The sequence below is a fragment of the Arenimonas metalli CF5-1 genome (genome assembly GCF_000747155.1).
In the GTDB taxonomy this organism is placed as follows: domain Bacteria; phylum Pseudomonadota; class Gammaproteobacteria; order Xanthomonadales; family Xanthomonadaceae; genus Arenimonas; species Arenimonas metalli.
Genome location: NZ_AVCK01000003.1, coordinates 44,889 through 70,452, shown reverse-complemented (window position 1 = coordinate 70,452; position 25,564 = coordinate 44,889). Strand labels below are relative to the sequence as shown.

Below are 25,564 nucleotides of genomic sequence, written 5' to 3'. Positions count from 1 at the left end.
GCGGGTCGCAGGCTTGATCCTTGGGCTGGGCCTCGCGGCACCGGCGGCGGCCGCGCCGCCCGTGCCGGATCCCGCCGCGCACTTCGCCGCGACCTTGCCTGCCGTCTCCCATGAGTCCCGCCGCGAGCAGAAGACACTGCCGGACTGGATGCGCGCGCTGAACGTGCCCGGCGTCAGCATCGCGGTCATTGACGACTACCGCATCGCCTGGACCGGCAGCTGGGGCGTCACCACGCCGGAGGCCGGCGGGCAGCCGGTGACGGCCGGGACGCGTTTCCAGGCCGCTTCGATCGCCAAGGCGCTGACGGCCGTGGCCGTGCTGCGGCAGTCCGGCGACGCAGGCTGGCGCCTGGATGCCGACATCAACACCACGCTCAAGCGCTGGCAGCTCCCGCGCAGCGAGGCGCAGGGCGAGGCGGCCGTCACGTTGCGCCAACTGCTCTCGCATACGGGCGGCGTCACGCCCGGAGGCTTCGCCGGCTATCCGCGGGGCCAGGCGCTGCCGGGCCTGGTGGCGATCCTCGCCGGCGAGGCGCCCGCGGAATCCCCGGCGGCGCGCGTGCTGTCGGCGCCCGGCGGCGAGGCGGCCTACAGCGGGCTCGGCTACCAGCTGCTGCAGCTGGCGCTGGAAGATCGCGAGGGCCGGGACTTCAATGCGTTGATGACCGATACGGTGCTGGCGCCGATGGGGATGGCGCACAGCGGCTTCTTCGCCGACCTGCCGGAGGCGATGGCCAGCGACGCCGCACGCGGCCACTTCGGCCCGCATGCGACGCCGGTGGAAGGCGGATGGCGCGCGCATCCCGAGCTGGCGGCCGCGGGGCTGTGGAGCACGCCTTCCGACCTCGCGCGGTTCGCGATCGACGTGGCCGAGGCGTATCGCGGCGGCGCCGGGCGCCGACTCACGCCGGCGCAGGCGCGCGCCCTGCTGACGCCCCAGGCCGAGGGCATGGGCCTCGGCGTGGTCGTGCGCGGCGAGGGAAGCCATGGCTACTTCGCGCATTCCGGCGGCAACCGCGGCTACTTCGCCCATGTGGAAATGCTGGCCGACAGCGGCGACGGCGTTGCGCTGATGATCAATGCCGACGCGGGCCAGGCGCTGGCGTCCCTGCTGATCGCCGCGGTCGCGCAGGAACAAGCCTGGCCATTGAACGATCGCGCGCAGCTGACGCCCGGTCGTGCGCAGCGCCTGCTGGCTGCGCTGGACGCGGCCCGCGCGCCGAAGCGTGTGCTCGTGGCGGTGCCGGCAGGGGTGCTGGCCAACTACGTCGGTCGTTACCAGCTTGCGCCCGACATGCAGTTCGACATCACGTTGGCGGACGGCGTGCTGCAGCTGCGGCTTGCCGACCAGCCACGCTTCCCGCTGCTGCCCGAGTCACCGACGCGTTTCTTCGTCGAAGCCGTGGACGCGCAGGTCAGCTTCGTGCCCGGTCCCGACGGCCGCGCCACCGCGCTGGTGCTGCACCAGGGCGGCCGCGACCAGACCGCGCCGCGCGTCGACTAGCGCCGTCGTGAGCGCGCCCGTTCTGCCGCAGGATATCGCCGCGATCTGCGGCCCCGGGTGCACCGCGCCGCTGTCGGCAGAAGCCCTGCACGGCGCCTGCTTCTGCCTGGCGGTCGACCCGTCGGCGCTGCGTGCGCAGCTCGACAAGGTGCTGGCCGCCCACGGCGCGTCGGCGCCGCTGGCCGAAACCCATCCCCACCTGTTCGCCCCGCTGCCCGTGTTCGTGGCGGCGGCGCAGGTTCAGGCCATGACGGCCCTGATCGAGTCCATCGAGCGCGTCGTGGCCACCGAGGCCTATCGCGAAACCGTGCGCGCGCGATCACCGGCCATTGCCAACCTCGACCCCGGCTCGCCGGGCGGCCTGCTGGGCTTCGACTTCCATCTCGGCCCCGACGGCCCGCGGCTGATCGAGATCAACACCAACCCGGGCGGCGTGCTGATCAACGCGCTGCTGGTCGAGGCGCAGCAGCTGTGCCTGCCGACGCTGACCGCGCCGGCGGTGGCCGAAGGCGACGTCGCCGAAGCGGCGGTGGACGTGCTGCTGGCCGAGTGGGACGCGCAGGCGCCCGCCGGTCGCCGCGGCCTGCTGGCCATCGTCGACGAGGCGCCGCGCCAGCAGTACCTGTATCCGGAGTTCGTGCTGTTCCGCGACCGGCTGCGCGCGCGCGGCATCGAGGCGCTGATTTGCGATCCGGCGGACCTCGACTATCGCGACGGCGCCTTGTGGGGTGGCGACGCCGACATCGGCTTCGTCTACAACCGCTGCACCGACTTCATGCTGGACCAGCCCGCGTCGGCCGCGCTGCGTGCCGCCTACCTCGACCGCGAGGTAGCCCTGAGCCCGCATCCGTGGAGCCACGCGCTTTACGCCGACAAGCGCAACCTGGCGCTGCTTGGCGATCGCCGCTGGCTGCAGGCCGCGGGTATCGCCGCCGCCGACATCGACCGCTTGGCCGAAGGCATCCCGCGCACGGAGGTGATGACCGACGCCAATCGCGACGACCTCTGGCAGCGCCGCAAGCAGCTGTTCTTCAAGCCCGCCGGTGGCTTTGGCAGCCGCGCCAGCTACCGAGGCGACAAGCTCACGCACAAGACCTGGCAGCAGATGGCCGGCACCCATTACGTCGCGCAGGCGCTGGTGCCGCCCAGCCAGCGCCACCGGGGCGCTGGCGACGCGCCGCTGAAGATCGACCTCCGCGCCTACGCCTACCAAGGCCACCCGCTGCTGTTCGCCGCGCGCATGTACCAGGGCCAGACCACCAATTTCCGAACCCCGGGCGGTGGCTTCGCGCCCGTGCTGACCTTGCTCGACGCCGAGCGCGGGCCTCGGCCTGGCCTCAGTCGCCCGTTCGGCGGTAAGTGAACGGCATCGCCACTTCGCAGGTGGGCTGGCCGGGGATCGGCGCGAATACCTGCAGCGTGCCGGCCATGCGCTCGGGGCTTTCCACGGTCAACGCATAGCGGGCGCGCAGCCCGGCCTTGCCGGCCGGGGCGAAGCTGCCGACGTGCTGGTTGGGGCCGGACTGCAGCCAGGCAACGTCCTTGCCCGGCAGCGCATCGGCCGCGCGGAAGGGCTTGGCGAACGTCACCGGGCCGGAGCGGAACATCTGCATCGCCTGCACCTGGCCGGCGAGGGCCGCCGGGCAGTTCTTGAGGGTCGCTTTGCCATTGGCGACCGACCACTGGCCGTCGCGGGGCACGTGGTCGCCGGGCAGCGTCGCGCAGGCGGACTGCTTGGCGCGGCCCGGGCCACCGAAGTAGCGGTCGAGCTCGCGCGCGGGGCGGCGGGTGTCGTAGTACCAGGTCCAGTTGCCGTCGTTCTTGCGCATCACGGTGACGGTGTGGCCGGGGGCGTCGCTGATCAGCCCCAACGCGCCGAGGGCCTGGTCGGCCTGCGCGTGCGTCAGGCTGGATTCGCAGACGTGGCAGCCCTCGCCGCTCAGGCACAGGGCCCAGTCGACGCGATCAGCGGCGGCGGGCGCTTGCGCGGACGCCAGCGGCGGGAGGGTGAGGGCGAGGGCGAGGGACAGGGTGCGACGCATCGGTGCTCTCCGTGGGGTGACCCCCGCCACTACGCAGGACCCGCGCCGTCGCGGACATTCAGGCCGGGCCGGGTCGGCCGCGGCCGCGGCCGCCGGGACGACGTGCCCTACCTGCGGCACGTGGTCGGGCGCCCCGGACCGGGCTGGCGCTTGCCGGGCATCCCGCGCAAGCCGCCGGAGGCCTCGCGAAGTTGCGTTGGCTAGAAGGTCCAGCCATAGCTCACGCCGCTGCCCCAGTCGGGGCTGCCGTCGCTGAGTCCGGCCGACACGTACACCTGGAACGGATTCCCGCGGCGGGTGTCGAGGCGGTAGTAGCCACTCACTTCGCTGCGGTCGTCGAAGCCGGCGGCCGCGGACTCACGGAAGTCGTAGGCCAGGCCGAGCTGGCCCTGGCCGGCCTGCCAGCCCGCGCCGACGTTGAACCCGAGCACGTCCGCGGCATCGATGAATTCCGAGGCGCCCAGCCGCGTGTAGTTCACGCCGCCGAACACGGTGGTGGCGCCGAGCTCGCCGGCCACGTCGAACGCCACGCCGTAGTCATTGGCGCCGGTGCCCAGGCCCTTGTCCTCGTCCGCGGTGGCGACCTTGGCGACCGCGCTGAGCTCGGCCCGGACCGGGCCGCTGGGCGCCAGCGCGTAGCCCACGCGCAGGCTCAAGTCGCCGACGCCGGACGCGCTGCCGCCGGTGCGGCCGACGTCGCCTTCCTCCGGGTCGAGCGGCAGGCCGATGCGGCCACGGCCGAGCGGGTTGAGGTTGAGCACCGGGCCCGTGCCCGGCAGCACGTTCGGGTCACCGGCAACGTGCGTCCAGGGCAGGCTGGCGCGGAAACGCCAGCGATCGGTGTCGTAGCCGGCGGTCACCGGCACGGTGGTGATCTCGGTGTCGCGCTCGGTCCCGTAGTCGCCGCGGTGATGGTGGACGCCGGTCGACAGCGTGAACGCGTCCCCGGCGAGTGCCTGACCGGTGATCAGGAGCAGGGCGAGCCCGCTGGCAAGGGCTGTGGATTTCATGGGCACCTCCGTCTGCTGGGCGATCGCGGGGATCGCCGGCCGCGGCCGATCCGCGGCCTCTCGACCCAGACTTACGAACGGAGCGGGCGATTTATTCCCTGCCGCCCCGGCGCCGCGGCCCGCCTTCGTCGGTCAGCCCCGCAGGCCGGTCCCGTCGCCATCGGCGCGCAGCAGCAGGCGTCCGGCCAGGCCGCCGGCGGGACGCTTGCGGCCGAGGGGCAGGGGGGCGCTGCCCGACTTGAGCTCATGCAGTTCGTCGCGCGCTTCCTCGACCTCGGGCAAATGGGTGGCGGCCAGTTCGCGCAGGGTTGGCGGCTGGTCCTTGCCGATGGCGTCGCGGAACGCACGCAGCAGGCGCAGCTCCTGGGCATCGAGCGCGGTGAGCATCGCGCGGTCGGGGCCGTGGGCGAGGGTGGCCGGCAGGCCGCTGCAGGCGTCGCGCCATGCGGCGAGCCAGCTGCCGTCCTCGGGCACGGGGTGCAGCGGCCCGACACAGCCGCTGGCAAGGTCAGCCGCGATATCAGCCTTCAGTCGACGGATGCGGTGGAAAAGCTGCACCCGGGCCGGATGGTGGCTGCGCTCGGCGGCGAGGTAGAGGTAGCCCATGCCGTCGTTCAGGGCTTCGACCAGTTCCGGGAGGGTGGCGGTGGGCGTGCGCATGGCGGACTCCTTGGGGGGTGACTTGCGTTGGGCAAGTACGGTGCCAACGTCAGGGGTGGAGGGAAGAATTTTCAATCCGGTGTAATCAGGGGAGGCCCGGAAAATGGCGTGAACCGTTGCCCGTTCCAGCGGTTAGTCTTGGCAAGGACTGCCACTCGGGGGGGTGAGCATCATGGTTGACCGTTCCGCATTGCTTATCGTTGATGACGACGTGGGTTTCGTCAGGGCCGCTGCCGAGATCGCCCGCGCACTGGATTTCGATGTCGTCATCGCCGGCTCCGTCGCACAGGCGCTGGCCCGCATCCGCGAAACCGCCTTCGACGTCGCCCTGGTGGATCTTTCGTTGCCCGATGGCTCCGGCCTCGAACTGCTTGAGCACGTCGACCTCGGCGGCCGCACCCAGGTGATCCTGATCACCGGCAATCCCACGGTCGAGTCCGCGCTCAAGGCGATGCACCTGCCGATCGTGGATTACGTGGTCAAGCCGATGCAGGTCGCGCGCTTCCGGCAGCTGCTGCAGGCCGCCGCGCCGCGGCTTCCCGCGCCGGAGCCCGCGCTGGGCGATCCCTGGCACGGCATCGCCGGCCCGTCGGCCGCGATGGATGCCGTGCGCCAGCAGGTTCGCCGCGTCGCGCCCACCGACGCCTCGGTGTTTATCGAGGGCGAAAGCGGCGTCGGCAAGGAGCTGGTGGCCGCCGCCATCCACGCCGAGAGCGGGCGCAAGGGCGCCTTCGTCGCGATCAACTGCGGCGCGGTGCCGGCCGACCTGCTCACCAGCCAGCTGTTCGGGCATGAGCGCGGCAGCTTCACCGGCGCCGCTTCGCGCCACGTCGGGCTGTTCGAGCAGGCCGAGGGCGGCACGCTCTTCCTCGACGAGCTCAGCGAGATGCCCGTGCACCTGCAGGTGCATTTGCTGCGCGCCCTCGAGACGCGGCAGATCCGCCGCGTCGGCGGCAGCGAGGACATCGCGGTGGACGTGCGCATCGTCTCGGCCACCAACCGGCCGCATGTCGATGCCATCGACTCGGGCCGGCTGCGCGAAGACCTCTACTACCGCCTGGCCGAATTCCCGATGGCGCTGCCGCCGCTGCGCGACCGGCCCGCGGACATCCTGCCGATCGCCAACCTGTTCCTGAAGCGGCTCAACGACCGCTACGGCACCCGCCGAGTGCTGACCCGCGAGGGCGCCGACCTGCTGCAGCGCTACCGCTGGCCCGGCAACATCCGCGAGCTCAAGAACATCATCCAGCGCGCCTACATTCTGGCCGAATCCGACCGCGTCACGCCCAGCCTGCCGGTGGACGACATGCGCCCCGTGGCCGAGACCGCCAGCACCATCACCTTCGTGGTCGGCACGCCGATGCACGAGATCGAGCGGCGCATGCTGTTCAAGACCCTGGCCTACTTCGACAACAACAAGGCCAAGGCGGCGCAGGTGCTGGGCATCACCACCAAGACCATCTACAACCGGCTCAGCAGCTACAAGGCCGCGTCGCTGCCGCCCGAGGACGCGCTGGGCGCGGGGGATGTGGATGCGGAGGCCTCGAATGGAAACCACGCCTGAGATGGGCTTCCTGTTTCCGCCGCCCATGCTGTCCTGGCTCGAGGCCAAGGGCTGCGAGGACATCGAGCTGGTGTCGCCCAGCGCCGCGGCGGCGGGCGGCAGGCAGTGCGTGGAATTCGACCTCGACATGGGTTCGGCTCCGGGATCGTCGGCGGTGCTGTGCCTGCGGATGCGCGACCCGGCCGCGCTGACGCTGCACGACCGGCTGGTGCTGGCGGATTACCTGGCGGCGCTGCGTCCCTTCCTCGATGCGCCGCCCGCGAAGGGTGGCCGCGCCTGGGTGACGCTTCCCGGCACCACCGTGGTCGAGGTCGAACACCAGCTCCGCAACCACCTCAACTCGCTGTTCATGAATGCCGGGGTGCTGGGCCTGCGCTGCGAGGACCGCACCGACATCGAACCCATCCTCGACCAGATGGAATCCGACGCGGTGGGGTGCCTGGACCAGATGCGGCGGCTGTTCCCACCGCCGCCGCCCTGATCCTGCCGCGCCTCAGTGGCTGCGGCGCCGGCGGTCCATGTCCAGCGGCACCGCGTCCATGCGCTGCAGCAGCGGGAAGTCCGGGTGTTCCGGATTGGCCAGCAGGTTGAACTCGCCCGGGCACAGCGCGCTCGGCACCCGCAGCAGGGCCGAGTGCTGCTCCACCCGCCAGCGCTCGATGCGCTCGCGCAGGTCGCGGTCCAGCGCGCGCCGGGTCTTGGTGCCGGTGTCCAGCGTGCGCAGCAGGTTCGGCGGGAAGGCCATGCGCACCAGAAGCCGGCCTTCCTCGTCGACGAAGCTGTAGAGGCTCACGGCGTCCAGCACCGCCAGCGCCGGGCTCATCGCCAGCGACAGCACGTTCACGTCGCTCGACAGCCAGCGCGCCTGGCCGCGCGTGCGCCAGTCCTGCGGGCGCCGGCCGGCCATGGATTCGCGCAGCACCACGTAGGCCGGCACCAGCTCCAGGTCGACGCGCAGGCCGTCCTCGTCTTCCTCGACGTAGGCATCGGAGGCCTCGGCGGCGGCATTGCGGGCTTCGATGGCTTCGTCCAGCCCTTCCGGCAGGGCCTTGTTGCCCGACAGGTAGGTCCAGGCGTCCATGATCAGGCGGCGGGCCGTGCTCCAGTCGAGCCGCGACAGCGACTTGAGGTCGCCCCACTGCAGCTCCAGCTCCCACTCCACGCTCGGATCCATGGCGGTGCCGTAGGCCGAGTGCGACAGGCAGGCCAGCGCGTAGGCGGGCGCCACGTCCTTCCAGGCCAGGCTGTCGTCGTGCAGGCGGCGGAAGTGCCATTTGGCGAAGCCCGCGTAGCCGGGCGGCAGCCGGGTCATGTCCTGGTAGGGCAGGAACTTGGCGACGAAGGCGGACTCCAGGGACAGCACGTCCCGCAGCGCACGCTCGAGGCCTTCGGCGGACGGCAGCAGGGGGGCGGCGGGCGGGGAGTCGTGGACGGTCAGCGTGTTCTGCATGGCGGTGGGCTCCATGGCGCGAGGAAGTTCGCGTGGCAGGCAAAGCACTGCACGAAGCTTGCCAAGGCAAAAAGCCCGTGGAATCAGGGGTCCGGGCGCATCCCGAGGGGAAATCGATTCCCACGCCGCTGAAAAAATTCACGGTCCGGGCCCCGCTTGAATCGGCCGCCCGCATGACCGACAGTGGCCGCATCCCAGGGGAAACAGGAAGCACGCCATGCGTTGGTTCGCCGTCGCCGCCCTTTGCCTGCTGTCGAACGCGGCCGTCGCCGCCGACGGGGCCGAGCAGTTCACCGTCATCACCGGCGGAAACACCGTCGGCCACCTGGTCGCCACCCGCGAGGGCGACCGCGTCAGCATCGACTACGACGTCAAGAACAACGGCCGCGGCCCCACCATCGCCGAACAGCTCACGCTGGGCGCCGACGGCCTGCCGGTGGCGTGGACGATCACCGGCAGCACCACGTTCGGCAGCAAGGTGGACGAATCCTTCACGCTGGCGGACGGCGAGGCCGCGTGGAAGGACGCCGTGGGCCCGGGCAAGCAGGCACTGTCGGCGCCGGCGCTCTACATCGGTCAGTCGGCCAGCCCTTGGTCGCTGGGCCTTTACGCGCGCGTGCTGCTGGACGACGCCGACCGCCGCATCGCGGCCCTGCCCGCCGGCGAAGTGAGCCTGGTGCCGGGCGAGCCGCTGCAGGTGGGCATGGGCAAGGAGCGCATCACCGTGCGCACCTACGCGCTCTCCGGCCTCGAGCTCAACCCGGAGTACGTGCTGCTGGACGAGCGCGGCGGGATGTTCGCCGTCGCTTCGCCGGGCAGCGTGGTGGTCCGCAAGGGCTACGAGGCCGAGGAAGAACGGCTGCGCAAGCTCGCCGCCGACCTCGGCGAGGCCCGGCTGGTGGCGCTGCAGGCGCGCACCGCGCACCGGTACGGTGCGCCGGTCCGCTTCCACGACGTGCGTGTCTTCGACCCGGCCACGCTCAAGCTTTCCGAGCCCGTGAGCGTGGTGGTGCACGGCCGCCACATCGCCGGCATCCAGCCGCTCGACGCCAAGCCCTCGCCGGGCGAGGTGCGCATCGACGGCGAGGGCGGCACCCTGGTCGCCGGCCTGCACGAGATGCACTCGCACACCGGGCAGGGCGGCGCCATCCTCAACATCGCCGCCGGCATCACCACCGTGCGCGACATGGGCAACAACAACGCCGTGCTCGACGACCTCGTGGCCAGCATCGAGGCCGGCCGCATCGCCGGCCCGCGCGTGCATCGCAGCGGCTTCATCGAGGGCCGCAGCCCGTTCAATTCGAACAATGGCTACCTGGTCGCGAGCGAGGCCGAGGCGCTGGAGGCGGTGCGCTTCTACGCGGCGCGCGGCTACCACCAGGTCAAGCTCTACAACAGCATGAAGCCCGAGTGGTCGAAGGCCGCCGCGGCCGAGGCGCACCGGTTGGGCCTGCGCGTCGCCGGCCACGTGCCGGCGTTCTCCAACGCCGATGCGATGGTGGATGCGGGCTACGACGAGCTCACCCACATCAACCAGATCATGCTCGGCTGGGTGCTCTCGCCCGAGGAAGACACCCGCACGCTGCTGCGCCTGACCGCGCTCAAGCGCCTGGCCACGCTGGACCTGGACTCGGCGCCGGTGCAGAAGACGCTCGACAACATCGTCGCCAAGGGCGTCGCGGTCGAGCCCACCATCGCCATCCACGAGAACCTGTTGCTCAACCAGGACGGCGAGGTGCCCGCGGGTTCCGTGGACGTGATCGACAACCTGCCCGTGGGCGTGCAGCGCGACAGCAAGCGCGCCTGGTCCGACATGTCGGCGCCCGGCGATGCCCAGGCCTATCGCCTGGCCTACGGCAAGATCATGGACACGCTGCGCCAGATGAAGGCGCGCGGCGTGCTGATCGTGCCCGGCACCGACCTCGGCGGCTCGTTCAACTTCCACCGCGAGCTCGAGCTGTTCGGCCAGCTCGGCTACACCCCGGCGGAAGTGCTGAAGCTGGCCACGTACGACATGGCGAAGTACCTCGGCCAGGACCAGTCCACCGGCTCGATCGCGCGCGGCAAGCTGGCCGATTTCTTCCTCGTGCCCGGCGACCCGACCCGCGACCTGCGCGAGATCAAGCGCATCCGCGCCGTGGTGAAGGACGGCGTCGTCTACTACCCGGCCGAGATCTATCCCGAGTTCGGCATCCGGCCCTTCGTGGACGCCCCCAAGGTGCAGGTCCCGAAGTCCTGATGCAGCTGCAGCACAGCTACGCCGCCCTGCCGCTGACCTTCTGGTCGGCCGTCGAGCCCACGCCGGTGGCCGCGCCGCGGCTGCTGGCCTGGAACGCGGCGCTGGCCGGGGCGCTCGGCCTCGACCCCGCGCTGGAGGCGCGCGCTGCCGCGATGTTTTCCGGCAATGCCCCGCCCGCGCAGGCGCGGCCGATCGCGATGGCCTACGCTGGCCATCAGTTCGGCCACTTCGTTCCCCAGCTCGGCGATGGCCGCGCAATCCTGCTCGGCGAAGTGACCGATCCGCAGGGACGGCGCTTCGACGTGCAGCTCAAGGGCGCCGGCCCCACGCCGTACTCGCGCAATGGCGACGGCCGCGCGGCCATCGGCCCCGTGCTGCGCGAATTCCTGGTCAGCGAGGCGATGCACGCGCTGGGCGTGCCGACCACGCGCGCGCTGGCGGCGGTGGCGACCGGCGAGGCGGTGTTCCGCGACGGCGCGCTGCCCGGCGCGGTGCTCACCCGCATCGCGGCCAGCCACGTCCGCGTAGGCACCTTCCAGTTCTTCGCCGCGCGCGAAGACCACGCGGCGGTGCGTGCGCTGGTCGGCTTCGTGCTCGCGCGCCACTACCCGGCGCTGGCCGACCACGACAATCCGCCGCTGGCCCTGCTCGAAGCGGTGGCGCAGGCGCAGGCGCGGCTGGTGGCCGCCTGGATGCAGGTCGGCTTCGTGCATGGCGTGATGAACACCGACAACATGGCGGTGTCCGGCGAGACGATCGACTACGGCCCCTGCGCGTTCCTCGACGAATACCACCCCGCCAAGACCTTCAGCTCGATCGACCGCCGCGGCCGCTATGCCTTCGGCAACCAGCCGGGCATCGCGCAGTGGAACCTGGCGCGGCTGGCCGAGTGCCTGCTGCCGCTGATCAACGCCGACGGCGAGCAGGCGGTGGCGATGGCGCGTGCCGGGATCGAGGCCTTCGCGCCCGCCTACCGGGAGCACTGGCTCGCCGGCCAGCGCCGCAAGCTGGGCCTGTCCACCGAAGAGGATGGTGACGAGGCGCTGGCGCAGGATTTCCTCGAGGCCCTGCAGGCGGTGGAAGCCGACTACACGCTGGCGTACCGCGCGCTGTCGGGCGTCGCCCGCGGCGAACAAGCCGCCCTGCCCAAATCACCCGGCATGGACGCGTGGCTGGCGCGCTGGCGCGAACGGCTGGGCCGCGAGCCGGGCGATGTCGCCGCGCGCGTCGCCGTGATGGATGCCGCCAACCCGGCGGTGATCCCGCGTAACCATCTCGTCGAGGCCGCGCTGGCGGCCGCGGCGGCCGGCGATCTGGCGCCATTCGAGGCGCTGCTTGCCGCGGTGCGGCGTCCGTTCGACGACGGCCCGGCGCAGGCACCGTTCATGGCGCCACCGGCGCCGGAGCAGCGCGTCACCCACACCTTCTGCGGCACCTGAGCCCGGCGCTTCGCGGCTCAGCTCTTGAGCCGCCACCCGGTGCGGAAGATCCACCACACCGCCAGAAGGCACAGCGCCAGGAAGCCGCAGATGGCGGCGAAGCTCACCACCACGTTCACGTCCGACCGCCCGAAGAAGCTCCAGCGGAAGCCGCTGATCAGGTACACCACCGGGTTGAGCAGCGCGATCTTCTGCCACACCGGCGGCAGCATGTCGATCGAGTAGAACGCGCCGCCCAGGAAGGTCAGCGGCGTCATCACCATCAGCGGGATCACCTGCAGCTTCTGGAAGTCGGTGGCCCAGAGCCCGATGATGAAACCGAACAGGCTGAAGCTCACCGCCGTGAGCAGCAGGAACAGGATCATCGCCAGCGGATGCGCGATCTCGTAATCCACGAAGAAGCGCGCCGTCACCAGGATCAGCAGCCCCAGCATCACCGACTTGCTGGCCGCGGCGCCGACGTAGCCGAGCACCGCCTCGCCCCAGCCCACCGGCGCCGACAGCAGCTCGAAGATGGTGCCGGCCCACTTGGGCATGTAGATGCCGAAGGCCGCGTTCGAGATCGACTCGTTGAGCAGCGACAGCATGATCAGCCCGGGGATGATGAAGGCGCCGTAGCTGACGCCGCCCACCTCGCCCATGCGCGCGCCGATCGCGGCGCCGAACACGATGAAGTACAGCGAGGTCGTAAGCACCGGCGAGATGATCGATTCGCCCAGCGTGCGGAAGGTGCGCGCCATCTCGAAGCGGTAGATGGCCTTGACGGCATACCAGTTCATGCCTGGCCTCCCTTGCCGCGGCCGGACACCAGGTTCACGAAGATCTCCTCGAGCGAGCTCTCGCTCGAATGCAGGTCGCGGAAGTCGATGCCGTGGTCGGCCAGCTTGCGCAGCAGCGTGGCGATGCCGGTGCGCTCGCCCTGCACGTCGAAGGTGTAGGTGAGGGTCAAGCCATCCTCCGAAAGTTCCAGCGGAAGCGCCGCCAGTTCGGCCGGGATCGCGGCCAGCGGCTGCTGCAGCTGCAGCGCCAGCTGCTTCTTGCCCAGCTTGCGCATCAGCACGTGCTTGTCCTCCACCACCACCAGCTCGCCGTGGTTGATCACGCCGATGCGATCGGCCATTTCCTCGGCCTCCTCGATGTAGTGCGTGGTGAGGATGATGGTGACGCCCTGGTCGCGCAGCCCGCGCACCAGGTTCCACATGTCGCGGCGCAGCTCGACGTCCACGCCGGCGGTGGGCTCGTCCAGGAACAGGATGCGCGGCTCGTGCGCCAGCGCCTTGGCGATCAGCACGCGCCGCTTCATGCCGCCCGAGAGCGCCATGATCTTGCTGTCCTTCTTGTCCCACAGGCTCAGCGACCGCAGCACCTTCTCCAGGTGGGCGTCGTCGCGCGGCTTGCCGAACAGGCCGCGGCTGAGCCGTACCGTCGCCCACACGGTCTCGAAGGCGTCGGTGCTGAGTTCCTGCGGCACCAGCCCGATGCGCGAGCGGGCCTGCCGGAACTCGCCGACGATGTCGAAGCCGTCGGCCAGCACGCTGCCCCGGCTGGCGTTGACGATGCCGCAGATGATGCTGATCAGCGTGGTCTTGCCGGCGCCGTTGGGGCCGAGCAGGGCGAAGATCTCGCCGCGATGGATGTCCAGGTCGACGGACTTCAGCGCGACGTGGCCCGAGGCATAGGTCTTGCCGATGCCGCGGATCGAGAGGATGGGGTCCATGCGCGTTCGCGGGGCCTTGATGGGCGGGCCGCCATCGTAACGCGGCCCCGGGACCCGGTCATTGCGCCGCCCGGGGAGTACGCTGGTCCCCGCCGAACGCCCGGCCGGGACACCACCAGGGGAAATCCATGTCCGCCCACGTCCAGTTCGCCGCTTGCCTCGTCTTGCTCACCTCGCTGCTCGGCAGCGCCACCCAGGCCAAGCCACCCCCGCCCGACCCGGCGGCCGCGGCGATGATCCGGGAGCTGGGCCTGCGCGAGGGTGCGGTCGCGTCGCGCGACCTGCCGGGCTGGTCCGCCACGCCCCGCGTCCTGGTGCTGCGCGCCGATGCGGAGCGCCTGGCGGCGCTGCAGCGCGCCGCGCCGGGCGCGGCCATCGTCGCCGCCAGCGACGACCCGACCGCCCTGGCCAAACAGCTCGCCACCGCCACCGCGGTCTTCGGCGCCTGCGACCCGACGCTGCTCGCGGCGCCGCGGCTGCACTGGTTCCAGTCCTACCCGGTGGGCGTCGAGCGCTGCGTCGCGGTGGAGGGACTGGCCGCGCGCGGCGTCGTGCTGACCAATGGCCAGCGCACCAGCGGCCCGCCGATCGCCGAGCACGCCATCGCCATGATGATGTCGCTGGCCCGCGGCCTGCCGCAGTACGGGCGCTACCAGCAGGCCGGCGAGTGGAACCGCGAGGGCTTCGGCCGCGCGCGCGAGCTCAAGGGACGCACGCTGCTGGTGGTGGGCCTGGGCGGCATCGGCACCGAGGTGGCGTGGCGCGGCCACGGCCTGGGCATGCGCGTCATCGCCACCCGGAATTCCAGCCGCGAAGGCCCCGACTACGTCGCCCGCGTCGGCCTGCCCGACGAACTGCTGGCGCTGGCCGCCGAGGCCGACGTGGTGGTGAACGCCGCGCCGATCACGCCCGCCACGACCGGCATCTTCGACGCGCGCTTCTTCGCGGCGATGAAGCCCGGCGGCTACTTCATCAACATCGCCCGCGGCCGCAGCGTCGTACAGGACGACCTGGTGGCGGCGCTGCGCAGCGGCCAGCTGGGCGGCGCCGGCCTGGACGTGACGGATCCGGAGCCGCTGCCGCCCGGGCACCCGCTGTGGGCGATGGAGAACGTGATCATCACCCCGCACATCGCCGGCGATTCCGACCGCGAGGATGCACGCCTGTGGCTGCTGGTCACCGAGAACCTGCGCCGCTACGCCGCCGGCGAGCCGCTTCTGAACAGGGTGGACATCGCCCGCGGCTACTGACCGCGCGGCTTGCGCGCACGCGGCCGCGGCTGCGTGCGCGTCATCACCAGCAGCCCGACCAGCGCGCCCAGGCCCGACATCAGCAGCACGTAAAGCAGCAGCAGCACGAAGCCGTTGCCGCGCACCTCGCGTTCGTCCCAGCACACCGGCAGGCGGGAGCCGTCCAGGCCCAGGCGCTGGATGCACTCAGCGTCGCCGCTGCCGGCGGGGCAGGGGCAGGTGGCGCTGCGCTGGGCCGCCACCACGAAGCTGGCGGTCTCACCGGTCGGCCCGACCTTCATGGCGACCACGGTCTGGTTGTGGCGCCAGGCCAGCACCAGCAGCAGCAGGAACAGCCCCGCCACCAGCACGATGAACGCGCGCGTGAGCTTGCGGCCGCTGAACCGGTCGCGCGAGAAGAACTGCACGCTCACCGCCACCAGTGCCATCGCCAGCGAGGCCAGCGGCAGGGCCGTGTCCTGCAGCCCGCGCGGGAACAGCGACAGCAGCGCCCGGAACCCCGGGATCTCGAGGTTGCCGAGCAGCGGCGCCATCGACAGCGGCACCGTGACCGCCAGCGCCAGCAGCGCGGACAGCCAGCGCCGGGTGGCGGGCGGGGGAGCGGGCAGGACCGGTTCGTTCATCGTGGCGACCTCATTCGATGTTGCAGGGCAGGGGGTCCTGCGGCGAGTCCTCGGGCACGAGCTGGCAGGTGAACAGGCCCTCGGCCCACACCAGGTTCAGGTCCTTGCCCTCGACGGTCTTGTAGCCGGCCTTGCTGACCGTGTAGTCGAACCAGCCGCGGATGACCTCGCGCTGGGTATCGGTGGTGAAGGCCAGTGGCGCCGAGGCCAGCGCACGCAGCTCGACGATGGCCTGCTCGGGGATGGAGCGCACGCGCAGCATCACCGGCCACGATTCCATCGACATGGTGTAGGCGACCTGCACTTCCTCGATGATTTCGACGGTGTCGGCCAGCGCCACGTTGCCGCGGGCGTCGGCCAGCGCGGGCAGCTGCTCGGCGGCGCGGCGCTCCAGTCCGTCGAGATAGGCGCGCGCCGGCGCGTGCCGCGCATCGTCCGGCAGTTCGGCGCGGGCTTGCTCAAGCCTCGCTGCCAGCGACGATTGCAGCGCCTCGGCGGGCAGCCGCACTTCGCCGCGGTCGCCGCGCACGGTGTCCACCTCGGCGAGCACCGAGGGCGCGCCGAGGCCGTCGCGGGCGGCGGTGAAATCAATGATCTGTTTTTCCAGCACCGCGGCCTCGGCGCCGTCGGGGCGCACGCGCTGGCCCGGGCGCAGCTGGCGATAGCCGTCGATGGCGCGGTCATAGCCGGACAGGCCTTCGCGATACTGCGCGTCGGTGAGCGTGCCGATCTTGCGCTGGTGCAGCAGCACGCGGCGCTGCAGCTCGGCGTCGGCGCGGGCGGCTTCGAGGGCGATGCGCTGCGCTTCGATCGCGGCGGCGCCGTCGGCCTCGGCGACGCGGATATTGACCGGACGCGGCAGCGTGTCGCGCACGACCACGCGCGAGGCGGCGGGCTGGGCGAGCGCGGGCGCGGCGGCCAGGCAAGCCAGGGCGGCGAGGGGCAGGAAGGGGCGCATGCGGGGGCCTCCATCGGGAACCACTCCTGCCAACGCGATCACTGCTTGAAACAGGCCTTCCGGGCCGGCCGCCGCGGTGGCGGCAGTTAGCAATGCTTACCCGGTCAGCCGGCAACCGACTGATTCGGAAAGAACTTCGATTCTGGCGCCGCGTCCCGGCTTTTCCCGCATGGCCTGTGCAGGGCCCGCGACTCGTAACTCCGGGTACGACGGCGCGGGGGATGGGCATGCGGTTCGAGGTTTTCGGCGCGGCGCTGGCCGGTATCGATGCGGTGCAACAGGCGCGGTTCGTGCTGGTGGCCGGTGCGGCGCCGCGCGCGCTGCAGGCGCTGCTCGAGGGCAGTGCCGACGAGGCCGCGCTCGCAAAGGCGCTGGAGCGGGCCGCCTCGGCGCCCGCGCTGTCGGTCTCGCTGCCGGGCGTGCGGCGCATCGGCGCGATGCTGGACCTGCCGCCGGTGCGCGCGCGCGTGCTGGCCGGACTTGCGGCCTGGTGCCGGCGGCTCTCCGCGGCGGGCCCGCGCTCGGTGGCGCTGTCCGGCGCGGCGCGCGGCGTTTCGCCGGCGGCGCTGGTGCAAGCCCTGTGCGCGCTGCCCGAAGTCTCCGACGCCTGGTTCGAGTTCGCCGCGCCGGGCGCCAGCCTCTGGGAGTGGCCGCTCCGGATCGGCGTACCGCGCGACGACGCGGCGCTGTGGCAGCGCTTTGCCGGCGCGCGGTACGGCGAACTTTTCAAGGTCGAGCCCGTCGGCCACGACGATCGCATCGTCGACCTCCTGCTCTGTCGCGGCGACCTGCGGGTCGCGCTGGGCGCGGTGCCCGGCGCCCGCACCGTCGCCGACGCGGTGCTGCTGCTCGGCGGGGCCGACGTCGACGAGGCGCGTCTGAAGGACGGCATCGCCGCCCTGGCGTCGCGCTACCACGCCGGCGCGATCGGCCTGTGCGCGGTGGCGGCGGGCGAGGAGCAGGCCTGGTTCCAGGCGCTGGTGCGCGAGCTTTCCCACAATCGTGGCCTGCCGGCCTCCCTGTTCACGGCCCGGCGCGCGGACGCCCGGCGACAGGAGCAGGGCGATCCCGCGATCGGCGATTTCCCGGCGCCGCTGCTGCACGCCGATCCAGGCTTCATCGCCGGCACCTTCATTGCCGACGCGGCCGGCCGCCTGGCGGCGCGGCTGCAGGACGCGCCGAAGGAGGCGACGGTGGTGCTGGCGCAGGACGTGCTCGGCAACCTTGGCCTCGATACCCGCCTGGCACGCGTGCGGCAGATCGGCCGCGCGCTGAAGTCGCAGCTGCCTTCCCTGGGCTGGACCAACGAAGGCGGCGATGCCCGCAGCCTCGTGCGCGTGCGCCGTGCCCTCGAGGGCGCGCTCGGGCGGATCGACACCGCGGCCCCGGTGGCGCCGCCGGCGATGCGCGCGCCCGCGCCGATGCCGGCCGACGACGGCTTCGCGATGTCGCCCCCGCCGGACGACCTGGCGCCGCCACCGCCCCGTTCGGGCGACGCGCCGCCGGTGATGCCGCCACCGAACGACCTGCCGATGGCGGCGCCGCCGCCCGACGACGGCCCGCCGATGTCGCCGCCCCCCGCCGCCGCCGATCCCCACGGCGCGGCTCCCGACGCACCGCCGGGCGATCCGCGCTACGTGCAGGCGCTGGTCCTGCGCGAGGACGCGCCCGAGGCGCCCGATGCCGCGCCGGTGCGGCTGGTGCCCGACACCGACTACCGCGTGCGCGTGCACATCGGCGCCGACCGCGGCGGCCCGCAGGTGCGCGCCAACGTCGCGCTGGATGAAACCCGGCTGCCCGACCAACCCGAGGGCCACGACCTCACGCTAGCCTGGGTGCCGCTCTCGCCTGCGCGCGATGGTGCCGGCCGGCGCACGCTGCCGCCGCCGGCATCGGCCGGGATCCACCTGCCGCGCGCGGGCGACAGCAGCGCCGCGGAGTTCGACCTGCGCTGCGGCGCGCAACCCGCCGACTTCCGCGCCCGCCTGCTGGTGCTGCACGAGAACCGCGTGCTGCAGACCTTGCTGATGACCGCCGATGCGGCCGGCGCCTGCGCGCTGCGCGAGGAAAACCGCTACGTGCCCGGCTTCGCCAGCGCCAGCGCGGGCACGCCGGCCGACATCGCCTTCGTCATCAACGACAGCCCGGCCGGCGTGTCGGGCATCACCACCGTTGCCGGCGGCGCGGTCAGCTTCGACGAGCCCGAAGGCATGAAGGCCTCGCTGCAGTCGCTGCGCAAGGCGGTGGCCGCCAACGTGGTGGTCTCGGTGGGCGACGAGGACGCGGCGCTCGGCAGTGAAGCCAATCTGAAGCTGATGCGCCTGCTGGCCAAGCACGGCGCGAGCATCCTCGGCCTGCTCCAGGCGCACTATCCGCTGGGCGAGATGGCCACGGCCGCCCGCGTGCAGGTGGTCGAAGCCATCGCCGAGGCCTTCTTCCCCGTCGAATTCCTGTACTCCGGGCGCTCGCCGCTGCCCGAGGCCACGCTGTGCCCGAATGCGGCGGCCGCGCTGGCGCCGGGCGGCGAAGCGGTACACGCCGGCTGCCCGCACCGCGACAGCCGCGACCATGTTTGCCCGGCGGCGTTCTGGGGCATGAGCAAATGCATCGAGCGGCACGCCCACGGCGACAGCCGGCACCGGCTCTCGGTCCCGACGCCAGGCGAGGAGCGCATCGGGCCCTTCACCTCCGCGCTGCTGGCCGCCAGCCAGATCGCCCAGGCCGAAATGGACGGGCCCACGGGCGTGCCGGCCACGCTCGGCAAGCTGGTGCCCAAGCTCACGCGCGTGGAGTCGTGGCGGGCTTGGGAGGAACGCATCGCCGACACCCTGCCAGACCTGCTGGTGCTGCTCCCGCACACCGGCAAGTCGACCATCGATCCCGCCATCCCGTCGCTGGAGATTTCCAATCTCTACCTGGACGCCGACAACATCGAGCCGCTGCACGTGCGCGCGCCCGCGCTGGCCCGGCCGGGCCCGCTGGTGCTGCTGCTGGGCTGCGGCACGTCCGTCGCCGAGATCGATTTCATGGGCACCGTGGGCCGCTTCGTGCGCAGCGGTGCGCCGATCGTGGTCGGCACGCTGTCGGTGATCCACTCGACCCAAGCGGCGCTGCTGGCGACGCGGCTGCTGCAGGCCACCGGCGCGCCGGCGCACGCCGCGCAGCGCTTCGACGAGGCCATGCTCGCCGTGAAGCGCTCGCTGCTGGCGGACGGGCACGGCATGGCCTTCACCCTCGTCGCCTACGGCCACAGCGCCTGGCGCCTCTGACCCCCGACGGAGCCCCACCGATGTTCACCATCGACATGCTCGACGCCGCCCACGGCGACTGCCTCTGGATCGAGTACGGCGATCCGGCGCGGCCCAAGCGCATCCTGATCGACACCGGGCCAGCCGCCACCTACGAAAAGCACCTGCTTCCGCGCATCCAGGCCGTGGTGGACGCCGAGGGGGAATGCGTGTTCGAGCTGTTCGTGGTTACCCACGTCGACGACGACCACATCGGCGCCTCGCTGCGCTTCCTCGACGAGCTCGAGCCCTCGGTCGTGCGCATCAAGGAGATCTGGTTCAACGGCTACTTCCATCTTTCCGACGAGATCGATGGCCTGATGGGGCCCGACCAGGGCGAACAGCTCAGCGAGCTGATCCGTCGCGGCGGCTGGCCCTGGAACCGAAAATTCGGCCACCGTGCGGTGATGGTGCCGCGCCAGGGCAAGCTGCGGACCTTCCGCTTCGCCGGCATGGCGCTGACGGTGCTGTCGCCGACGTGGGAGAAGATGCAGGCCTTGAAGAAGGAGTGGGAGAAGGTGATCGTCGAGGAGGGGCTGGTGCCCGGCAAGGCTTACGCGCGCGAGGAAACCGTCCTCGGCGGTGGCTTCCTCGGCGACGACGTCGAGCTGCTGGCGCAGGTGCCGTTCAAGGAGGACAAGACGCCGGCCAACGGCTCCAGCATCGCCTTCCTGGCCGAGTACGACGGCAAGCGCGTGCTGTTCGGCGCCGACGCGCATCCCTCGGTGCTGCTCGAAAGCCTCGAGCGCGAGCCCTTCAAGGGCGAGCCGCAGCCGGTCGAGGCTTTCAAGCTGCCGCACCATGGCAGCGCCAAGAACCTGTCGGTGCCGATGCTCGAGGCCTTCCCCGCGCAGCGCTACCTGGTGTCCACCACCGGCGCCCGCTTCGGCCACCCGGACCCCGAGGCCCTGGCCCGCCTGGTCGTGCATCGCGCCGGCGACGACGTGGTGATCTGCTTCAACTGCGAATCCGACCACAACCGCGACTGGGCCGGCGCGGACCGCCGCCGGCAGTTCGGCTACCGCACCGAATACGGCGCGCCGGGCGAAGGCCTGCGCGTGGTGATCGACTGACCCGGCCCGGAGGCCTTCGATGAAACGACTCGTGATCTGCGCCGACGGCACCTGGAACCTGCGCGACCAGGTGGACGAGAAGACCGGCAAGCGCCGCCCCACCAACGTCACCAAGCTGGCCCGCGCCGTGCGCTCGCGCGACGACCGCGGCGTCGACCAGGTGGTGGGTTACTTCGACGGCGTCGGCACCGAAGGCGGCATGGACAAGTTCACCGGCGGTGCCTTCGGCAAGGGCATCGAGGACACCATCCGCAACATCTACCGGTTCATCGTCTACAACTACGTGCCGGGCGACGAGATCTACCTGTTCGGCTTCAGCCGCGGCGCCTTCACCGTGCGCACGCTGGCTGGCTTCATGAACCAGGTGGGATTGCTTCGCAAGGACGACGATTATTACGTGCCCGAAATCTACGGCTGCTACGAAAGCCAGCACGGCAAGGACAGCGCCGAGTGGGCGCACGCCTTCCGCAAGGTGAAGGACGCGCTGCCGGCGCCGCCGATCCGCATGGTCGGCGTCTGGGACACGGTGGGCGCGCTGGGTGCGCCCGGCCTGCTCGGCCAGGTCTTCAACGGCAAGAAGTACCAGTACCACGACATCTCGCTGGTGCCGCAGATCCAGAACGCCTACCACGCCATGGCCATCGACGAGCGCCGCAAGCCCTTCAAGGTCAACCCGTGGGAAAAACCGGCGGGCTGGAACGGCGTGCTCGAGCAGGCCTGGTTCGCGGGCGTGCACAGCAACGTCGGCGGCAGCTACAACCCGGACGGCCTGGCCAACGAAGCCCTGCACTGGATCGTCGAGAAGGCTGAAGGGCTCGGCCTGCAGTTCGACGACGACTACCTGGCCTGGTTCCGACCCTGTTTCAACGCCAACCTCAACGACTCGATGACCATCGCGTACAAGGCCATGGGCGCGGTCCAGCGGCCGGTGGGCCAGTTCCGCGCGCACGGCGAATGCCTGCACCGCTCGGTGCTCGACCGCCTCGCCCACGCCCCGTCGAACTACCGGCCGACCAACGTGCCCGCGCCCGACGGGCTGCAGGCGCTGCCGGTGGTGGAGACCCGCCGCATCGCCCGCGGCACGCCCTGCTGATCAGCCGCTGCCGGGCATCACCAGGTGCAGGCGGCGCTCGCCCGGCGAGGGGCGCGGGTCGTCGAAGCGCACCTGGTCGCGGCCGCTGCGCTTGGCCAGGTACAGCGCCTGGTCGGCGCGCGCCAGCCAGGCCGGCCAGTCATCGCCCGGCGCGAGCAGCGCGGCGCCGATCGATACGGTGACCGGGCCGTCCGGGCCCATGAGGTTCTCGCGCAGCTCGCGCTGCACCTTCTCCAGCGCCGCGCGGGCGCCCTCGCGGTCGGTGGCGGGGAACAGCAGCACGAACTCCTCGCCGCCGAACCGGAACAACCGGTCGCGCTTGCGGATGCAGTGCTCCACCAGCTGCGCGAACGCCTGCAGCACCCGGTCGCCGGCATCGTGGCCGTGCAGGTCGTTGATGCGCTTGAAGTGGTCCAGGTCCACCACCGCCAGCGCCGCCGGCTGGGCCTGTTCCTGGTGCGAGCGCAGCACGTCGGCCAGCTCCACCTCCATGCTGCGGCGGTTGGCGACGCCGGTCAGCGGGTCGCGCGTGGCCAGGCCGACCAGGCGCTGGCGCTGGTACTCGGTCAGCGAGGCGAAGATGAAGGCGTAGAGCATCACCAGCGCCGTGCTGACCACGAAGGCGGTCGCCGCCATCGCATTGGGGAAGGGCGCGGTCATCAGGGCGCCGACCAGGATCAGCAGGCCGCAGGACACCGCCAGCCAGCGCGGCGCCAGCATGAAGTTCGCCAGCAGCACCGTGTAGATCCAGAACAGCCCGGCCATGCCCAGCACGCCCGGCAGCACCGCGCAGGTGGCCGACACCACCACGGCGTTGATCGAGCCCGCCAGCACGGTGCGCCCGGTCATCCAGGCGAAGCTGGCGTTGCCGACCATGGTCAGCACCATCAGCGTGTCCACCGCGGCCGCCACCCAGTCGCCCTGCAGGGCGCGGAAGATGGCGAAGGGAATGACCGACACCACCGTCAGCGCGCCGAACAGCAGGATCATGGCGAGTCGGATGTCACCGCCGAGGCGGACGATGAGTTGGGGAACCAGGCGCATGCGGGCCTCCGTTCCGGGGCACGCATCGTGCTCGTCGCGGCAAGGGCCGCGTCGGAGGGGCGCGTGGCCCCGGTGTCCCGTGGGGAGACTTTGCGCCTCGTGGATCGCGGATTCCGCGACGGGCTGCCGGATTCCGCGGATCCCGCGCCGGCGTTCAGCCGCCGATGCGCAGGATCGTGCGGCGGATCACTTTTCCTGGTCGAGGAACCAGACTTCCACTTCGCCGCTGGTCTTGAGGGTCATGGCGTTGCCGTGGCGGTCGAGCGACTTGCCCACCGGCAGCCGAACCCAGCCCTCGCTGATGCAGTACTCCTCGACGTTGGTGCGCTCGATGCCCTTGAAGCGCACGCCGATGCCCCGCTCGAGGACGGCCTCGTCGAAGAAGGGGCTGCGCGGGTTGATGCTGAGGCGGTCGGGAGGCGTGTTGCTCATGGCGGGGTCCGGACGAAGGCGTGGGCCGTGGGGGCGCCATGATAACGGGTCGGCCCGAGGCCGGGCACGGCTTGCAAGTTGCATGGCCAGCCCGGAAGGCGTATTGCAGAATGCAAGGGTCCCGGGGCGGCGCACGGCTGGAAACCGCGTTGCCACGCGCCCCGGACGGCTTGGCACAGCCCTTGCTGAAGTTTTTACACTCAACCGGAGCTTCCCGTGCCCGATACCCCGGCCGCCCCGAAAGGCCGCATCCTGGCGATCGACGACGATCCCACCCTGCTGGAGAACTTCAGGCTGTGCCTGGAGGGCGCCGGCTATCGCGTCAGCACCAGCACCCGCCTGCAGGAGGGCCTGGCGCTGGCCGCCACCCAGCCTTTCCACGTCTGCCTGCTCGACCGCAACCTGGGTGCCGATTCCGGCATGGATGCGCTGCCGCGACTGCGCGAGCTGGCGCCGCGCATGCGCGTGATCATGGTCACGGCGCACTCGCAGGTGGACGACGCCATGCGCGCGATCAGCGACGGTGCCGCCGACTACCTGGTCAAGCCCTGCTCGCCGGCGCAGCTGCGGGTGGCGGTGGCGCGCCAGCTCGACACCCTCGACCTGCTCAACCGCATCGACCGCCTGCAGCAGGGCCCGGCCACCCCGGGCAACGCGCTGTCCAGCAAGAGCCCGGCCATGGCCCAGGTGCTGGCGATGGCGCGCCAGGTCGCGCGCACCGATGCCAACGTGCTGCTGCTGGGCGAAAGCGGCACCGGCAAGGGCGTGCTCGCCAATGCCATCCACGACTGGAGCGATCGCGCCAGCGCCGCGATGTCGACCGTGAACTGCCCCTCGCTGTCGGCCGAGCTGCTCGAAAGCGAGCTGTTCGGCCACGCCAAGGGGTCCTTCACCGGTGCCACCCAGAGCACCCAGGGCCGCGTCAGCCTGGCCGATGGCGGCACGCTGTTCCTGGACGAGGTCGGCGACTTCCCGCTGGCGCTTCAGCCCAAGCTGCTGCGCTTCGTGCAGGACAAGCAATACGAGCGCATCGGCGACCCGACCACGCGCCACGCCGACGTGCGCCTGGTCTCGGCCACCAACCGCGACCTCGACGCGATGGTGCGCGACAACACCTTCCGCCTCGACCTGCTGTACCGCCTGAACGTGATCAGCCTGGTGCTGCCGCCGCTGCGCGACCGCCGCGAGGACCTGCCCGAGCTCGCCCAGGGTTTCCTGCGACGCTACGCCGGTGCCTACCACCTGCCGGCGGCGCGCATCTCGCCGGCCGCGATGGCGGCGATGCAGGCCTACGCCTGGCCCGGCAACGTGCGCGAACTGCAGAACGTGATCGAGCGCGCCGTGATCCTGTGCAATGGCGAGGAGATCGGGCCGCAGCACCTCTCGCTGGGCCATGGCCCGGCCGACGCTTCGCCGCAGGCGCCCGCGGTGGGTGCCCCGGTGACGCTCGAGGCGCTGGAGCGATCCCACATCGAGGCGGTGATCGCCGCCAGCGAAACCCTGGACGCCGCCGCCCGCACCCTGGGCATCGACGGCTCCACCCTTTACCGCAAGCGCAAGGCCTACGGCCTCTGACGCCGCCGAACCGACGGAGAATGCTCGTGCGAAACCCGGCTTCCATCCCACGCCACGCCGCCCCCGGCCTGCCGCCGGCGCGTCCCCCGGTGCGCCTGCGCGACGGCATCGCCTGGCTGTGCTGGGTCGTGGTAGTGGTGGCGGCGGGGGCCAGCGTCGGCGTGCTGTTCAGCCCGGGCGCCTGGTACGACGCCCTGGCCAAGCCCACCTGGCACCCGCCCGCGTGGCTGTTCGGTCCGGTGTGGACGCTGCTGTACGCGCTGCTGGGCACCGGGGTCTGGCTGGTGTCGCGCGAACCCGGCCCGGCCGCGGAGGCCGCGCGTCCGCAGGCCTGGCTGGCCTTCGGCGTGCAGGCGGTGCTCAACCTGGCCTGGACGCCGCTGTTCTTCGGGCTGCGTTCGCCGGCCTCGGCCTTCGTGGACATCGTGCTGCTGTGGGGCGCCGTGCTGTGGATGACGCTGGCCTTCGGCCGCGTGCGCCCGCTGGCCGGTACGCTGCAGGTGCCGCTGGTGGCCTGGGTGAGCTTCGCGCTGGTGCTCAACGGCACGCTGTGGCTGATGAACTGACGACTGCAATCTCTTCGCCCGCTGCCGCGGGCCCCGGG

The 25,564-nt window shown here is 71.6% G+C and carries 22 protein-coding genes; 12 read left to right on the top strand and 10 right to left on the bottom strand.

The window, feature by feature from the left end; translation table 11 throughout:
• Positions 1 to 13: 13 nt before the first annotated feature.
• Together N787_RS01015 and N787_RS01010 are read left to right on the top strand one after the other, a co-directional pair.
• Positions 14 to 1,504 (top strand): serine hydrolase, encoded by a 1,491-nt coding sequence (locus N787_RS01015; RefSeq protein ID WP_156968852.1) that lies wholly within the window; start codon positions 14 to 16, stop codon positions 1,502 to 1,504.
• 7 nt (positions 1,505 to 1,511) lie between these two features.
• Complete coding sequence (locus N787_RS01010; protein WP_052575007.1) at positions 1,512 to 2,867, top strand: hypothetical protein; 1,356 nt, start codon at positions 1,512 to 1,514, stop codon at positions 2,865 to 2,867.
• Here N787_RS01010 and N787_RS01005 read toward each other — a convergent pair.
• From N787_RS01005 to N787_RS00995, 3 genes are all read right to left on the bottom strand, one after another.
• The gene (locus N787_RS01005) at positions 2,842 to 3,546 is read right to left on the bottom strand and encodes a hypothetical protein (RefSeq protein ID WP_034210097.1); all 705 of its coding nucleotides are present in this window, start codon (positions 3,544 to 3,546) and stop codon (positions 2,842 to 2,844) included. The genes N787_RS01010 and N787_RS01005 overlap by 26 nt on opposite strands.
• Before the next feature lie 200 nt (positions 3,547 to 3,746).
• A complete protein-coding gene (locus N787_RS01000; RefSeq protein WP_034210095.1) occupies positions 3,747 to 4,556 on the bottom strand; it encodes a hypothetical protein in 810 nt (269 codons plus the stop codon).
• Between the two features lie 132 nt (positions 4,557 to 4,688).
• Positions 4,689 to 5,216: a ferritin family protein gene (locus tag N787_RS00995; protein WP_034210093.1), complete on the bottom strand. Its 528-nt coding sequence runs from the start codon at positions 5,214 to 5,216 to the stop codon at positions 4,689 to 4,691.
• 172 nt (positions 5,217 to 5,388) lie between these two features.
• Between N787_RS00995 and N787_RS00990 the strand changes: the two genes are divergently transcribed.
• Together N787_RS00990 and N787_RS00985 are read left to right on the top strand one after the other, a co-directional pair.
• Positions 5,389 to 6,780, top strand: a complete 1,392-nt coding sequence (locus tag N787_RS00990) for a sigma-54-dependent transcriptional regulator (RefSeq protein ID WP_034210092.1) — start codon at positions 5,389 to 5,391, stop codon at positions 6,778 to 6,780.
• Entirely contained in the window at positions 6,764 to 7,261 is a 498-nt protein-coding gene (locus N787_RS00985; protein ID WP_156968851.1) for a hypothetical protein, read from the top strand. The genes N787_RS00990 and N787_RS00985 overlap by 17 nt, the downstream gene beginning before the upstream one ends.
• 12 nt (positions 7,262 to 7,273) lie before the next feature.
• Here the strand turns inward: N787_RS00985 and N787_RS14140 are convergent, their stop codons facing one another.
• Positions 7,274 to 8,230: an RES family NAD+ phosphorylase gene (locus N787_RS14140; protein WP_169742268.1), complete on the bottom strand. Its 957-nt coding sequence runs from the start codon at positions 8,228 to 8,230 to the stop codon at positions 7,274 to 7,276.
• Positions 8,231 to 8,447: 217 nt separating this feature from the next.
• Between N787_RS14140 and N787_RS00975 the strand changes: the two genes are divergently transcribed.
• Together N787_RS00975 and N787_RS00970 are read left to right on the top strand one after the other, a co-directional pair.
• The gene (locus N787_RS00975) at positions 8,448 to 10,469 is read left to right on the top strand and encodes an amidohydrolase family protein (RefSeq protein WP_052575004.1); all 2,022 of its coding nucleotides are present in this window, start codon (positions 8,448 to 8,450) and stop codon (positions 10,467 to 10,469) included.
• Positions 10,469 to 11,908, top strand: coding sequence for a protein adenylyltransferase SelO (locus tag N787_RS00970; RefSeq protein WP_034210088.1), 1,440 nt, complete (start codon positions 10,469 to 10,471; stop codon positions 11,906 to 11,908). The genes N787_RS00975 and N787_RS00970 overlap by 1 nt, the downstream gene beginning before the upstream one ends.
• A 17-nt stretch (positions 11,909 to 11,925) precedes the next feature.
• On the opposite strand, the gene N787_RS00965 is transcribed toward N787_RS00970, so the two are convergent.
• Both N787_RS00965 and N787_RS00960 read right to left on the bottom strand, forming a co-directional pair.
• A complete protein-coding gene (locus N787_RS00965; protein ID WP_034210086.1) occupies positions 11,926 to 12,687 on the bottom strand; it encodes an ABC transporter permease in 762 nt (253 codons plus the stop codon).
• Positions 12,684 to 13,625 carry an ABC transporter ATP-binding protein gene (locus tag N787_RS00960; RefSeq protein WP_034210085.1) on the bottom strand — a complete coding sequence of 314 codons (942 nt, stop codon included), beginning with the start codon at positions 13,623 to 13,625 and terminating at the stop codon, positions 12,684 to 12,686. Before N787_RS00960 ends, N787_RS00965 begins: the two co-directional genes overlap by 4 nt.
• Positions 13,626 to 13,753: 128 nt before the next feature.
• On the opposite strand from N787_RS00960, the gene N787_RS00955 reads away from it, so the two are divergent.
• The gene (locus tag N787_RS00955; protein WP_052575003.1) at positions 13,754 to 14,875 is read left to right on the top strand and encodes a D-2-hydroxyacid dehydrogenase; all 1,122 of its coding nucleotides are present in this window, start codon (positions 13,754 to 13,756) and stop codon (positions 14,873 to 14,875) included.
• On the opposite strand, the gene N787_RS00950 is transcribed toward N787_RS00955, so the two are convergent.
• Both N787_RS00950 and N787_RS00945 read right to left on the bottom strand, forming a co-directional pair.
• Entirely contained in the window at positions 14,869 to 15,498 is a 630-nt protein-coding gene (locus tag N787_RS00950) for a hypothetical protein (protein WP_034210084.1), read from the bottom strand. The two genes, N787_RS00955 and N787_RS00950, sit on opposite strands and share 7 nt — an antisense overlap.
• Before the next feature lie 10 nt (positions 15,499 to 15,508).
• A complete protein-coding gene (locus N787_RS00945) occupies positions 15,509 to 16,456 on the bottom strand; it encodes a hypothetical protein (protein WP_034210083.1) in 948 nt (315 codons plus the stop codon).
• 227 nt (positions 16,457 to 16,683) lie between these two features.
• Here N787_RS00945 and N787_RS00940 point away from each other — a divergent pair, with 227 nt between their 5' ends.
• Genes N787_RS00940 through N787_RS00930 form a run of 3 tightly spaced genes read left to right on the top strand, consistent with a single transcriptional unit; the run spans position 16,684 to position 21,909 of the window.
• On the top strand, positions 16,684 to 19,725 hold the full coding sequence (locus N787_RS00940) for a hypothetical protein (protein WP_156968850.1): 3,042 nt from the start codon (positions 16,684 to 16,686) through the stop codon (positions 19,723 to 19,725).
• A gap of 20 nt (positions 19,726 to 19,745) precedes the next feature.
• Positions 19,746 to 20,816 (top strand): ComEC/Rec2 family competence protein, encoded by a 1,071-nt coding sequence (locus N787_RS00935; protein ID WP_034210080.1) that lies wholly within the window; start codon positions 19,746 to 19,748, stop codon positions 20,814 to 20,816.
• A 19-nt stretch (positions 20,817 to 20,835) separates the two neighbouring features.
• Entirely contained in the window at positions 20,836 to 21,909 is a 1,074-nt protein-coding gene (locus N787_RS00930) for a DUF2235 domain-containing protein (protein ID WP_084590555.1), read from the top strand.
• Here the strand turns inward: N787_RS00930 and N787_RS00925 are convergent, their stop codons facing one another.
• On the bottom strand, positions 21,910 to 22,953 hold the full coding sequence (locus tag N787_RS00925; RefSeq protein ID WP_052575001.1) for a GGDEF domain-containing protein: 1,044 nt from the start codon (positions 22,951 to 22,953) through the stop codon (positions 21,910 to 21,912). It lies immediately after the preceding gene.
• Positions 22,954 to 23,139: 186 nt separating this feature from the next.
• Positions 23,140 to 23,385 carry a DUF3297 family protein gene (locus tag N787_RS00920; protein WP_034210079.1) on the bottom strand — a complete coding sequence of 82 codons (246 nt, stop codon included), beginning with the start codon at positions 23,383 to 23,385 and terminating at the stop codon, positions 23,140 to 23,142.
• 216 nt (positions 23,386 to 23,601) lie between these two features.
• On the opposite strand from N787_RS00920, the gene N787_RS00915 reads away from it, so the two are divergent.
• Both N787_RS00915 and N787_RS00910 read left to right on the top strand, forming a co-directional pair.
• Positions 23,602 to 24,960 (top strand): sigma-54-dependent transcriptional regulator, encoded by a 1,359-nt coding sequence (locus tag N787_RS00915; RefSeq protein ID WP_034210078.1) that lies wholly within the window; start codon positions 23,602 to 23,604, stop codon positions 24,958 to 24,960.
• A 26-nt stretch (positions 24,961 to 24,986) separates the two neighbouring features.
• Positions 24,987 to 25,526: a TspO/MBR family protein gene (locus N787_RS00910; RefSeq protein WP_211252115.1), complete on the top strand. Its 540-nt coding sequence runs from the start codon at positions 24,987 to 24,989 to the stop codon at positions 25,524 to 25,526.
• Positions 25,527 to 25,564: the final 38 nt, after the last annotated feature.